At 72.2% G+C, this 12,533-nt stretch carries 10 protein-coding genes; 2 read left to right on the forward strand and 8 right to left on the reverse strand.

Going from position 1 to position 12,533, the window contains the following annotated elements:
* Window positions 1–46 precede the first annotated feature (46 nt).
* Window positions 47–1,255, forward strand: a complete 1,209-nt coding sequence (locus tag ABZV78_RS08445; protein WP_355636590.1) for an amino acid deaminase/aldolase — start codon at window positions 47–49, stop codon at window positions 1,253–1,255.
* 120 nt (window positions 1,256–1,375) lie between these two features.
* On the opposite strand, the gene ABZV78_RS08450 is transcribed toward ABZV78_RS08445, so the two are convergent.
* The gene (locus tag ABZV78_RS08450; protein ID WP_148427783.1) at window positions 1,376–1,951 is read right to left on the reverse strand and encodes a TetR family transcriptional regulator; all 576 of its coding nucleotides are present in this window, start codon (window positions 1,949–1,951) and stop codon (window positions 1,376–1,378) included.
* A 226-nt stretch (window positions 1,952–2,177) separates the two neighbouring features.
* Between ABZV78_RS08450 and ABZV78_RS08455 the strand changes: the two genes are divergently transcribed.
* The gene (locus tag ABZV78_RS08455; protein WP_355636592.1) at window positions 2,178–3,485 is read left to right on the forward strand and encodes a D-arabinono-1,4-lactone oxidase; all 1,308 of its coding nucleotides are present in this window, start codon (window positions 2,178–2,180) and stop codon (window positions 3,483–3,485) included.
* Window positions 3,486–3,510: 25 nt separating this feature from the next.
* Here ABZV78_RS08455 and ABZV78_RS08460 read toward each other — a convergent pair whose 3' ends face one another.
* The 7 genes from ABZV78_RS08460 to ABZV78_RS08490 form a co-directional block, all read right to left on the reverse strand.
* Window positions 3,511–4,464, reverse strand: coding sequence for a DUF559 domain-containing protein (locus ABZV78_RS08460; protein ID WP_355636594.1), 954 nt, complete (start codon window positions 4,462–4,464; stop codon window positions 3,511–3,513).
* A gap of 118 nt (window positions 4,465–4,582) precedes the next feature.
* On the reverse strand, window positions 4,583–7,411 hold the full coding sequence (topA, locus tag ABZV78_RS08465; protein ID WP_355636596.1) for a type I DNA topoisomerase: 2,829 nt from the start codon (window positions 7,409–7,411) through the stop codon (window positions 4,583–4,585).
* A 313-nt stretch (window positions 7,412–7,724) separates the two neighbouring features.
* On the reverse strand, window positions 7,725–8,336 hold the full coding sequence (locus ABZV78_RS08470) for a hypothetical protein (protein WP_355636598.1): 612 nt from the start codon (window positions 8,334–8,336) through the stop codon (window positions 7,725–7,727).
* Window positions 8,327–8,866 carry a hypothetical protein gene (locus tag ABZV78_RS08475; RefSeq protein ID WP_355636600.1) on the reverse strand — a complete coding sequence of 180 codons (540 nt, stop codon included), beginning with the start codon at window positions 8,864–8,866 and terminating at the stop codon, window positions 8,327–8,329. The genes ABZV78_RS08470 and ABZV78_RS08475 overlap by 10 nt, the downstream gene beginning before the upstream one ends.
* 119 nt (window positions 8,867–8,985) lie before the next feature.
* Entirely contained in the window at window positions 8,986–11,334 is a 2,349-nt protein-coding gene (locus tag ABZV78_RS08480) for a sodium-translocating pyrophosphatase (RefSeq protein WP_355636602.1), read from the reverse strand.
* 316 nt (window positions 11,335–11,650) lie between these two features.
* Window positions 11,651–12,091, reverse strand: coding sequence for an ATP-binding protein (locus ABZV78_RS08485; protein ID WP_355636604.1), 441 nt, complete (start codon window positions 12,089–12,091; stop codon window positions 11,651–11,653).
* Entirely contained in the window at window positions 12,088–12,444 is a 357-nt protein-coding gene (locus ABZV78_RS08490) for an STAS domain-containing protein (RefSeq protein ID WP_151462042.1), read from the reverse strand. Before ABZV78_RS08490 ends, ABZV78_RS08485 begins: the two co-directional genes overlap by 4 nt.
* Window positions 12,445–12,533 lie beyond the last annotated feature (89 nt).

The raw sequence follows: 12,533 nt of genomic DNA on the forward strand, positions 1-12,533 counted from the left end.
ACGCGAGGGTATTTCGCATTGGCGTCCAGACAGTTAGCGTGCAGACGTGGCCATCGACCGTGACAAACTTCGCGATCGCCTCGACCGGGCGACCGCACACCTCGACCCGCCGTACGCCGTGGTCGATCTCTCCGCCTTCGAGGCCAACGCCGACGCGCTGGTCGACCGGGCCGCCGGCAAGCCGGTCCGGATCGCCAGCAAGTCGGTCCGGGTCCGCGAGCTGCTGACCCGGGCGCTGGGTCGGCCCGGCTGGCGCGGCGTGATGGCGTTCACTCTCCCCGAGGCGCTCTGGCTCGCCCGCAGCGGCGTCAGCGACGACGTGCTGGTCGCCTATCCGACCGCCGACCGGCGGGCGCTCGCCGAACTGGCCGCCGACCCGGCGCTGGCCGACGCGGTGACCCTGATGGTCGACGACGCCGGGCAGCTCGACCTGGTCGACCAGGTCTGCCCGCCCGCACGCCGGCCGGCGCTGCGGGTCTGCCTCGAACTGGACGCCTCCTGGCGGCCCCTGGGCGGCCGGGTGCACGTCGGCGTGCGGCGTTCCCCGGTGCACAGCGCCGGGGCGGCCGGCACGCTCGCCGCCGCCGTGGCCGGCCGGCCGGGCTTCCGGCTGGTCGGCCTCATGTCGTACGAGGCGCAGATCGCCGGCCTCGGTGACGCCCCGCCCGGGCAGGCGGTGCTGGGCACGGCCATCCGGGTCACCCAGCGCGGGTCGTACCGGGAACTGCTGGCCCGCCGGGCGGCCGCCGTCGCCGCGGTACGCGAGCACGCCGACCTGGAGTTCGTCAACGGCGGCGGCACCGGCAGCGTGGCCGCCACCAGCGCCGACCCCGCGGTCACCGAGGTCACCGCGGGCTCCGGCCTGTACGGGCCGACGCTCTTCGACGCGTACCGTGCCTGGCGACCGACCCCTGCGGCGTTCTTCGCCTGCGCGGTGGTCCGGCGCCCGGGGCCCGGGCTGGCCACCGTGCTCGGCGGCGGCTGGATCGCCTCGGGCCCGGCCGCCGACAGCCGGCTCCCCCGGCCGTGGCTGCCGGCCGGGCTGAAGCTGCTGGGCGCGGAGGGCGCGGGCGAGGTGCAGACCCCGCTGGCCGGCGACGTGGCGACCGCACTGCGGATCGGCGACCGGGTGTGGTTCCGCCACGCGAAGGCCGGCGAGCTGTGCGAGCACGTCAACGAGGTGCATCTGGTCGACGGCGACAGTGTGGTGGCCACCGTGCCGACCTACCGGGGCGAGGGCCACGCGTTCCTCTAGATGGTGACGGCGGGCCCCCCGGCGCACCTCGGGAACCCGCCGCTCGGCGTCCTGCCCCGGTCGCACCCCGGGCATCGCACCCTTGCCGTCACCGCCGACACCGCGGCGGTGACGTCCTGCTCAGCCCTGCTGGACGGCCTCCGTCCGGGCGTCGACCTGCCGGTGCAGGTACTCCCGGATGAGCGCCTTCGCCTCGACCAGCACCCGCTCGTCGCCCTCGGTCTTCCGGCGGAACGCCAGCTTGATCAGGGAGTCGGCGGCCTCCACCGCGACCTCCAGGTGGAACCGGAGGTCGGGCACACCGGCCAGGCCGAAACGCTCCGTGAGCACCCGGGCGAGTTGATCCGCGATCACCCCGTTGTTGTCCCGCTGCTCGTCGAGCAGGTGCAGGTCGACCACGTCGCCGAAGTGCAGGGTACGAAACCCGGGGACCGTGCGGTGCATCGAGATGTACTCGTCGATCGCCGCGTCGACACCGTCCCACCAGTGGGTCAGGTCGGCGGAGGCGAACCGCTCGTCGAGCCGCTGGAGATAGGACTCCATCGTGCGCAGCGTGAGCGCCTGCACGATCGCCCGCTTGTCCGGAAAGAACTGATAGACCGACCCGATCGCCACCTCGGCACGCTCGGCGAGCAGGGTCGTGGTCAAGCCCTCGTACCCCACCTCGTCGACGAGCTCGGCGCAGGCGTCCAGCATCCGCTGGACCCGCGCGACACTTCGACCCTGCACCGGTACCCGACGCAGCGGCCCGGTCGTGGCGGCTGGTGTGGACACTCGGCGCCACCCCCCTTCGACGGATGAACATATCTGCACGTCACGAGTCTGTGACTACCGGTACAACGAGCCGGGCTCGATTGCGGTATTTACCAGGTACAACGTTCCTGATATGAAGTCAGTTCATATTCACGTCGAGGAGCATCCCATGGTCGGCACGGCAGCCGCCTGGTCCAACTGGGCCGGCAACCAGCGCAGCACCGCCGCCCTGACGGTGCGCCCCCGCACAGTCGAGGAGGTCGCCGAGGCGGTCCGCCACGCCGCCGACGCCGGCCGGACGATCCGGGCGGTGGGCAGCGGACACTCCTTCACCGGGACCGCCGTCGCCGACGGGCACCGGCTCGACCTCGCCGACCTGGACACCGGGGTCACCGTCGACCCCGCTCGCCGCCTGGTCACCGTACCGGCCGGAATGACCCTGCACACCCTCAACGACCTGCTCGCCGGCCACGGTTTGGCGCTGCCCAACCTCGGCGACATCGACGCGCAGACGATCGCCGGGGCGCTCAACACCGGCACCCACGGCACCGGCGGGAAGCTCGGCTGCCTGTCCACCTTCGTCACCGCGCTGACCCTGGTCACCGGGACCGGCGAGGTGCTGCGCTGCTCCGCCGACGAGCACCGCGAAGTGTTCGCCGCCGCCCGGGTCGGGCTCGGCGCCGTCGGGGTGCTGGTCGAGGTCACGCTGCGTTGCGTCGATGCCTTCGTGCTCCGCGCGCACGAGCGGCCGGCCGCGCTCGCCGCGGTGCTCGACGACCTGCCCGGCCTGGTCGAGCGGCACGACCACGCCGAGTTCTACTGGTTCCCGTACACCGACCGGGTGCAGGTCAAGGCCAACGACCGGGTACCCGCCGACGACCGGCCGCTGCCCCGCTGGCGCGGCTGGCTGGACGACGAGTTCCTCTCCAACACCGTCTTCGCCGGGGCCTGCCGGCTGGGTCGCGCCGTGCCGGCGCTCGCCCCCGGCATCAGCGCGATCTCCGCCCGGGCGCTCACCGAACGCACCTACACCGGCCGCTCCGACCGGGTCTTCTGCACACCGCGCCGGGTCCGCTTCGTGGAGATGGAGTACGCGCTCCCGCGCGTCGCCCTGCCCACCGCACTTGCGGAGCTGCGGAAGATCGTGGACCGGCTGCCGTTCAAGGTGCTGTTCCCGGTCGAGGTGCGGTTCAGCGCCGCCGACGACATCTGGCTCTCCCACGGATACGGGCGGGACTCCGCGTACGTCGCCATCCACCAGTACGTGGGGACGCCGTACGAGCCGTACTTCCGGGCGTTCGAGGAGGTGGCCACCGAGCTGGGCGGCCGCCCCCACTGGGGCAAGCTGCACTGGCGAACCGCGGAGTCACTGGCCACGGCGTACCCGAAGTTCGCCGACTTCCTGACGGTCCGCAACCGCCTCGACCCCGACCACCGCTTCACCAACCCCTACCTGGAGCAGGTTCTAGGCACCTAGCCCCCCGGAAAATCTCGGCGAGCCGTCAGCCCCGCCAGCCGGCGGCACGGAGGGCGGCGCGGAGTTGGGCGACGACCGCCTCGGGGGCTGCGCGCAGGGCCCAGGAGGGAAACCGGAGGACGCGGTCGCCCTCCACCCAGAGGTCGTTCTGCCGACGCATGTCGGCCCAGGCGTGGGCGGGGTCGAGATGCTGGCCACCGTCGACCTCGACGTGCACCCGCCACTCCTCGAAGTACGCGTCCAGGTACCGACGCCGGCCGGTCGCATCCCGCCGGACCTGCTGACGTGTCGGTTCCGGGAGCCCCGCCCGGCGGACCAGGCTCAGCAGGTCCAGCTCACCCAGCGAGTGCGCGCCACCGGCGGCGTCGGTCGCGGTGGTCAGAATCAGCCGGCGCCGGCGGAGGCGCGGCATCCGGTCGACGACCTCGTGCAGGTCGTCACCGCCGACCAGCCGCTGCTGGAAGGCCGCCGCGACGACGGCCCGGGCCTGCCCGTCGGTGAGCGCCCACTGGGCCGCGTCGACGATCGACCGGGCGGCCGCCGTCCGGGGTGGCTGCCCGAGCAGCACCACATCCCGGTCGGGTAGGTGGGTCGTCCGGTGCGCCCGAACACCCGTCGGCAGCGGGGCACGACGACGGGCCGCCGGTAGCAGCAGGTGCACGACCCGGTCAGGGAACCCGCGCAGCCCGCCCGCCTGAGCGGCGGTGAGCCCGCCCAGCAGCGCGGTGGGACCGGCGGCCAGCACGGCGATCCACCGCAGCTGGGCCGGGGCGATCGGGCCGTTGTGCGCGACCAGGACCCCACGGTGCGCCTGACGCCAGCGACCGGTCGCCACTCGGTGCCGGATCGCCTTGCGGGTCAGGTGCTCCCGCGCCTGCCCGAGGCTGATCACGTCGTCCTGCCGGAAGAGCAACCAGGTCAGCTCGTCAGCGTCAGCTCCCGGCACCGCCCGCCGCAACTCCGCCCAGGAAGTCCCCACCCCACCAACCTGCCCCCGGCGCGCCTATCTCCGCCGCCCCTGTGGACAAAGAAAAGATCTTGGAAGGAAGTGGCCCCCAGGAGGGCCCTTTCCTTCCAAGATCTCGAGGAAGGGCGACCTACTCCGGAGAGGTGGTGGCCTTCTTCGGGGGGGTCGCCTTTTTGGCTGGGGCCTTCTTGGTCGCGGTGGTCTTGGCGGTGGTGGTCTTCTTGGCGGTGGTGGACTTGGCGGCCGCAGTCTTCTTGGCCGCAGTCGTCTTCTTGGCCGGGGCGGCCTTCTTCGCCGCCTTCTTCTTCGGCGCCGGACCCTTCGCCCGCTTCTCGGCGAGCATCTCGGAGGCCTCCTCGAGGGTCAGCGCCTCCGGGGTCTGGGCGCGCCGCAGCGAGGCGTTGGTCTCCCCGTCCGTGACGTACGGGCCGAATCGCCCGTCCTTGATGACCAGCGGCTTCTCGGTGAGCGGGTCGTTGCCCATCTCCCGCAGCGGCGGCGCGGCGGCGCGGCGCTGCCGGGTCTTCGGGGCGGCCAGCAGGGCGAGCGCCTCGTCCAGCGTGACGGTGAACATCTTGTCTTCCGAGTCCAGCGAGCGGAACTCGTCACCGCGCTTGACGTACGGGCCGTAGCGGCCGTTGTTGGCCACCACCTCGTTGCCCTCGGGGTCGCTGCCGATCAGCCGGGGCAGGCTGAGCAGCTGCAACGCCTGGTCGAGGGTGAGGCTGTCCGGCGACTGCGAGCGCAGCAGCGAGGACTTCCGCTCGCCGCTGGCCACGTACGGGCCGAACCGGCCGGACTTCAGCAGGATCGGCTCGCCGGTGGCCGGGTCGTCGCCGAGCTTGCGCTCGCCCCCGCCGCCGAGGAACAGCTCGTGCACCTTCTCCGGGGTCAGCTCGTCGGGTGCCAGCCCCTCGGGGATCGGCGCCCGGTCGCCCTGGGCGCCGCCCTCCTCGCCCTCCGCGGGGGGCGCCGGCTGCTCGCCCGGCAGCGCCCGCTGGAGGTACGGCCCGTAGCGGCCGACCCGGACGACGACCTCGCGACCGTCGTCGTCGGTGAAGAGCGGGATCGAGTTGACGCTGCGCGCGTCGATGTCGCTGAGGTTCTCGGTGACCAGCTTCTTCAGCCCGCCCGCGTGGGCGATGGCCTGGTCGCCGGTGCCGTTGGCGCTGCCGAAGTAGAACGAGGTGAGGAAGTCGACGGCGGCGTGGTCACCGCCGGCGATCTCGTCCAGCTCGTTCTCCATGCTGGCGGTGAAGTCGTAGTCGATCAGGCGCGGGTAGTGCCGCTCCAGCAGCCCGATCACCGCGAACGCCAGGAACGACGGGATCATGGCCTGGCCGCGCTTGAAGACGTACCCGCGGTCCTGGATGGTCTGCATGATCGACGCGTAGGTCGACGGGCGTCCGATGCCCAGCTCCTCCAGGGCCTTGACCAGCGACGCCTCCGTGTAGCGGGCGGGCGGCTGGGTGTGGTGGCCCTGGGCGGCCAGCTCGTCGGCGGTCAGCGGCTGGTCCTTGGTCAGGGTGGGCAGCCGCCGCTCGGCGTCCTCGGCCTCGGCGTTCTCGTCGTCGCTCGACTCGACGTAGGCCCGCAGGAAGCCGGGGTCGGTGATGGTCTTGCCGGTCGCGCCGAAGTCGGCCTCCTCGCTCGCGGAGGAGAGCGCCCGGATGCGCACCGACACGCTGGAGCCGACCGCGTCGGTCATCTGCGAGGCGATGGTGCGCCGCCAGATCAGCTCGTAGAGCTTGAACTCCTCGGCGGACAGCTCCTTGGCCACCTCGCCCGGGGTGCGGAAGTTGTCCCCCGCCGGGCGGATCGCCTCGTGCGCCTCCTGCGCGTTCTTCACCTTGCCGGTGTAGCGGCGCGGCTCCGGCGGCACGCTGCGCTCGCCGTAGAGCTCGACGATCTGCCGGCGGGCCGCCGAGATGGCGGTCTCCGACAGGTTCACCGAGTCGGTACGCATGTAGGTGATGTAGCCGTTCTCGTAGAGCCGCTGCGCGGTGCGCATCGTCTGCTGCGACGAGAACCGCAGCTTGCGGGCCGCCTCCTGCTGAAGCGTGGAGGTGATGAACGGCGCGTACGGGCGGCGGCGGTAGGGCTTCTCCTCGACCCGGGTGACCGTGAACGGCCGCCCGTCCAGCCGGGCGGCCAGCCCCCGGGCCCCGCCCTCGTCCAGGTGCACCACGCCGGCGCCGGGACGGACCCGGCCCGTGGTCGGCTCGAAGTCCTTGCCGGTGGCGATCCGGTCGCCGTTCAGCGCGATCAGGGTGGCGTTGAAGGTGCGCGGCCCCTCACCAGGGTTCGCCACCGCGAGGGTGGCCAGGATGTCCCAGTACTCGGCGGTGCGGAACGCCATCCGCTGCCGCTCCCGCTCGACCACGATCCGGGTCGCCACGGACTGCACCCGGCCGGCGGAGAGGCCGCTGCGGACCTTGCGCCAGAGCACCGGGGAGACCTCGTAGCCGTAGAGCCGGTCGAGGATGCGCCGGGCCTCCTGGGCGTCGACCAGGTCGCGGTCGATCTCCCGCGGGTTGGCGACCGCGGCCTGGATGGCCGGCTTGGTGATCTCGTGGAAGACCATCCGCTTGACCGGCACCTTGGGCTTGAGCGTCTCCACCAGGTGCCAGGCGATCGCCTCGCCCTCGCGGTCCTCGTCGGTGGCGAGGAAGATCTCGTCCACCTCCTTGGCCAGCGACTTCAGCTTGGTGATCTGCTTCTTCCGGTCGGCGGAGACCACGTAGAGCGCGGCGAAGCCGTTGTCCACGTCCACACCGAGCCGGGCCCAGGGCTTGTCCTCGTAGGCGGCCGGGATCTCGGCTGCGTTGCGGGGCAGGTCCCGGACGTGGCCGAAGCTGGCCTCCACGACGTACCCCGGGCCGAGATAGCCCGAGATCGTCTTGGCCTTCGCCGGTGACTCGACGATGACCAGACGGGTGGTTCCAGCGTTGCTCGGCACGTCTCTCCCCGACCTCACTCCTACGCAATGCCCGCTTCGGGCCGTGTTTCACCTTGCCGGACCATCGGCGGTCCGGATGTCCAACGTAACGCGCCGTCCGCGTTCCGGGTTTCGTGGGCGGCAAATGATCAGGTTGCGTCGACCATCGGCCGGCACCCCGCCGGACGGCGCCACCGTACACCGCGGGTAGGGCGCCGAGCGGGTGACTGTGACGATCACGCACCCATGGCGGAGGGGACACCGGTCGTTTTCCTGCGCAAACCTCCGCACGGCGTGTCCGGGATCGGACAGCCGGTGGGGTTGCGCCGGAAGGTCAGTCGTGCGTCCCCGGCCACTCGGCCGCCGGCACGGCCCGCGGCCGGTCCCCCACCAGCTCCGCCAGCCGGGCCATCCGCCGCCGGCCGGTGATCCGGTACGCCGGCCCGCCCTCGTCCGCCTCCACGAACGCGGCCGGCAACCCCACGGCGGCCAGCGCGGCCCGCACCGGCGGCCAGCACTCCTCGTCGGCCGGTCCGAGCCGGAGCCGGAACCCGGCCGGGTCGGCCGCCCCCGCGGCGGCGAGCCAGAGCCGCAGCCGCCGCCCGTTGAGGTGGAACGCCCGCGGGGGCCGCTTCACCGCGCCGCGCAACCAGGCCAGGGCGAGCGGGGCCAGCGTGGTGGCGTACGCGGTGCGCACCAGGTGCCGCCCGTCCCCGGTCGGCTCCCAGCTCGCCGGGACCCCCCGGGCGCCCAGCTCGGCCACCAGCACGTGCACCCGCCAGGCGGCGTTCACCACCACGGAGACCCGGGCCGTCCCGCCCATCCGGACCACCTCCCCGGGGCCGGCGAGCAGGCCGGCGAGGTCCGCCAGCGACGGATCGGCCGCCTCGGTGGAGAACAGCGAGGGCTGGCGGGCCGGGTTCTGGGAGGGAGGGGTCAGCGACACTCCGGGACCTCGTCGAAGGCCTCTTTGAGCTCGGGCGAGTTGAGTCTGCTGGTGTCCAGCGCGCTCGCGTCGTACTCCTTGTTGAGCGTGTCCACGGCGGCCCGCACCCCGTCGTAGAAGGGGCCGGCCTGGGCGGTGTCCAGCCGGTCGATGGTGTCCCGGGCCCGCCCGTACGCGTCCCGCACCTTGCTGAGCGAGGCGCGGAAGCCGGCGGAGATCTCCTTGCCGTGGTCGGTCTCCGGCACGCCCGCCTCCTCGACTTTGCGCCGGGCGGTCTCGCTGGCCTGCTCGGCCCCGGCGAAGAGCCGGACCAGATTCTCCTTGGCCTGCGCCGGGGTGGTCTGCGCGGTCATCTGCTGCTGGGTGCTGCTGGTCAACTTGTTGATCTCGGCGCGCCACGGGCTGAGCGCCTGACAGACCGACGCTGCCCAGGCCTGCGGACTGGGGCCGCCGCAGCCGGCGACGACGAGGACCAGCGTGGCCAGGACCACCGTGAGCTTTCCGGCGGTTGCCGCCCGGCGCGTGCGCATGCGAAGCAGCGTACGACCTTGCGGTGGAAGTGCCACCGGTCAGGTTTCGTGCACGGGACCGCCGGACGGCACGGTTCCCGGCCGGCCGAGGCCGACCGGGAACCGTCGCGTCGTCCGGGTCAGGCGCTGACCGTCTCCGGGTGCTGGTCCGGGGTGCCGGCACCGGTGTCGGAGTCCGCCATGGCCACGCCCTTGCGCTTGCTGAACACCACCGCCGCCACGATGACCAGGGCGGCCACCACGGCGATCGCGATCCGCAGCGCGGGGTTCTTGTCGTCGCCCACGCTCCAGGCCACCACGGCCGGGGCGATCAGCAGCGAGACCAGGTTCATCACCTTGATCAGCGGGTTGATCGCCGGGCCGGCGGTGTCCTTGAACGGGTCGCCGACGGTGTCGCCGATGACGGTCGCGGCGTGCGACTCGGAGCCCTTGCCGCCGTAAGCGCCGTCTTCCACCAGCTTCTTGCCGTTGTCCCAGGCGCCACCGGAGTTGGCCAGGAAGACCGCCATCAGGGTGCCCGCGCCGATCGCACCGGCCAGGTACGAGGCCAGCGCGCCCGGGCCGAGGCCGAAGCCGACCGCGATCGGGGCCAGGATGGCCAGCAGGCCGGGGGTCATCAGCTCGCGCTGCGCGTCCCGGGTGCAGATGTCGACGACCTTGCCGTACTCGGGGCGCTGGGTGCGGTCCATGATGCCGGGCAGCTCGCGGAACTGCCGGCGGACCTCCATGACCACGGCGCCGGCCGAGCGGGAGACCGCGTTGATGGCCAGGCCGGAGAAGAGGAAGACCACCGCCGCGCCGATGATGAGGCCGACCAGGTTGCGCGGGTTCGCCACGTTCAGCGAGTTGAGGATCTCGGCGCCGACGTCGCCCACGCCCGCGTCCTCGTACGAGGAGCGCAGCGTGTCGGTGTACGAGCCGAACAGCGCGGTCGCCGCCAGCACCGCGGTGGCGATCGCGATGCCCTTGGTGATCGCCTTGGTGGTGTTGCCGACGGCGTCCAGCTCGGTCAGCGTCCGCGCGCCGTGCTCGTCGATGTCGCCGGACATCTCGGCCACGCCCTGGGCGTTGTCGGAGATCGGGCCGAAGGTGTCCATGGCGACGATGACGCCGACGGTGGTGAGCAGGCCGGTGCCGGCCAGCGCCACCGCGAACAGCGACAGCGTGATGGAGCTGCCGCCGAGCAGGAACGCGCCGAAGACGCCGGCGCCGATCAGCAGCGCCGAGTAGACCGCCGACTCCAGGCCGACGCTGATGCCGGCCAGGATGACGGTGGCCGCGCCGGTCTGCGAGCTCTTGCCGATGTCCTGCACCGGGCGCCGGTTGGTCTCGGTGAAGTAGCCGGTGAGCGCCTGGATCGCGGCGGCCAGCACGATGCCGATGACCACCGCGCCGATGGCCACCAGACGCGGGTTGCGGTCGACGTCGGTGAGGCCGCCCTCCAGCTCACCGAAGGTCGCCGGCAGGTAGGCGAACGCGGCGATCGCCACCAGCACCGCGGCGATCACCGCGGAGAGGTAGAAGGCCCGGTTGATCGCGGTCAGACCGTTGCGGTCCGTGGTGCGCAGCCGGGTGATGAAGACGCCCACGATCGCGACCAGCACGCCGATGGTGGAGATGATCAGCGGAAAGACCAGGCCGGTCTCGCCGAACGCGGCGCGGCCCAGGATCAGCGCGGCGACCAGGGTGACCGCGTACGACTCGAAGAGGTCGGCGGCCATGCCGGCGCAGTCACCGACGTTGTCACCCACGTTGTCGGCGATGGTGGCGGCGTTGCGCGGGTCGTCCTCCGGGATGCCCTGCTCGACCTTGCCGACGAGGTCGGCGCCGACGTCGGCGGCCTTGGTGAAGATGCCGCCGCCGACCCGCATGAACATGGCGAGCAGCGCGGCACCGAAGCCGAAGCCCTCCAGCACGGTCGGGGCGTCGCCTCGGAAGATCAGCACGACCAGCGCCGCACCGAACAGGCCGAGGCCGACGGTGAGGAAGCCGACCACGCCACCGGTGCGGAAGGCGATCTTCATGGCGCCCTCGCGCCCACCTTCCCGCTCCCGGGCGGCCGCGGCGACCCGCAGGTTGGCGCGGGTGGCCAGCCACATGCCGGCGCCGCCGATGAACGCGCTGAACAGCGCGCCCACCACGAAGAACGCCGACCGGCCGATCTTCACGAGGATCTCGCTGCCGTCGGTGTCGTGCACCGGCAGCAGGAACAGCAGCACGACGGCGATCACCACGAAGATCGCCAGGGTGCGGAACTGCCGCAGCAGGTACGCGGACGCGCCCTCCTGCACCGCCCCGGAAATCTCCTGCATGTTGGTGGTTCCCGTACCGGCCGCCAGGACCGCCCTGGTGAGGGCGGCCGCGAAGACGAGCGCCACCAGCGCGATGACCGCGGCGATGACGACGTACGTCACGTTGGCTCCGGTAAGGGACAGTGCGCCGCCGTCGGCGGCCAAGGTCCCGGACATCTATGTCCTCCTGTACCGAACAACTCGCGCCGGCCAGTGGAGACGCACGGACCGACGCCTGGATGCGGACTCGCAAGCGCGCGCCAACCCACCCCGGCGGACCAGCGATGAACACCCATTCCCGCTGGCTGCGGGACAGGTCACTTGCTGACAACCCGGGTACTGTAGCCCTCCGACGTGGTGAGGGTCACAGGCAGGGGGCACCGTGGCCTGATGATCTTCGTAACTGTGCTATGCGAAGAAATCTGATATAAGGGCCGGGCAGCACGACGAGGCCGCGCTCCCCGAGGGGAACGCGGCCTGCGGTGGAGCGGGGTCAGGCGCGGCCGACCGGCCACACCATCCGGACCTCGGTGCCGACGCCCTCGTCGACCGGGCGGACCTGCAGGTCCTCGACGAAGCCCGCGAGCAGGGCGAAGCCCACCCCGGTGGTCAGCGCGTCCTCGCTGAGCGACTCCTTCGCCAACTCGTCCGGGGGCAGCGCGGCGAGCCCGACGCTCGCCTCGATGGGGGCACGGTCGACCACCCGCACCATGTACGCCCCGCTGTCGGACATCTCCACGTAGACGGGGTCGGGCAGCCCGTACTGCCGGTGCAGCGCGACCGCCCGGGTGCACGCCTCACCGATGGCAAGGCGCACCTCGTCGAGCAGGTCCTCGCGTACCCCGGCCCGGCGGGCCACCGCGACGCCGACCAGGCGGGCGGTGCGGACGTGCACCGGGGCCGGCGAGAAGGAGAGCTTGACGGTCGCCATCACGCGCCGGCGCCGGTCGGGTCGGCGTTGATCGCCGCGTCGACCGTGGGATGCAACGGGAAGACCTGGTCCAGCGCGGTGATCCGGAAGATCTTGAGCAGCGGCTCCTTGTCGCAGACCAGCGCGAAGGAACCGCCGGCCGAGCGGAGCCGCTTGAGCGCGCCGACCAACACGCCGAGACCGGTCGAGTCGAGGAAGTCCACCCGGCCCAGGTCGACCACGACCCGGCGGGCACCACCGTCGATCAGCTCCAGGAGCCGTTCCCGCAGGCGCGGCGCGGTGTAGACGTCCACCTCACCGCCGACCTCGAGCACCGTGTGCTCCCCCACGGTGCGGGTCGCCAGCGACAGCTCCATCGGTCCCTCCTCGGTAAGCTCTCCTGGGCATCTAACCATCCCCCCGCGTGACCCCTTCGGGGTCACCGGCGAAGCCTTCCCCATACCCC

Origin of the sequence: Micromonospora sp. NPDC004540, from assembly GCF_040610095.1 — a bacterium.
Taxonomy (GTDB): Bacteria; Actinomycetota; Actinomycetes; order Mycobacteriales; family Micromonosporaceae; genus Micromonospora.

Bases quoted from the DNA above. Each gene is read 5' to 3' on its own strand.
- ABZV78_RS08450 (WP_148427783.1), bottom strand. From the start codon at position 1,951: ATGCTGGACGCCTGCGCCGAGCTCGTCGACGAGGTGGGGTACGAGGGC.
- ABZV78_RS08455 (WP_355636592.1), top strand. From the start codon at position 2,178: ATGGTCGGCACGGCAGCCGCCTGGTCCAACTGGGCCGGCAACCAGCGC.
- ABZV78_RS08475 (WP_355636600.1), bottom strand. From the start codon at position 8,866: ATGCGCACGCGCCGGGCGGCAACCGCCGGAAAGCTCACGGTGGTCCTG.
- ABZV78_RS08480 (WP_355636602.1), bottom strand. From the start codon at position 11,334: ATGTCCGGGACCTTGGCCGCCGACGGCGGCGCACTGTCCCTTACCGGA.
- ABZV78_RS08490 (WP_151462042.1), bottom strand. From the start codon at position 12,444: ATGGAGCTGTCGCTGGCGACCCGCACCGTGGGGGAGCACACGGTGCTC.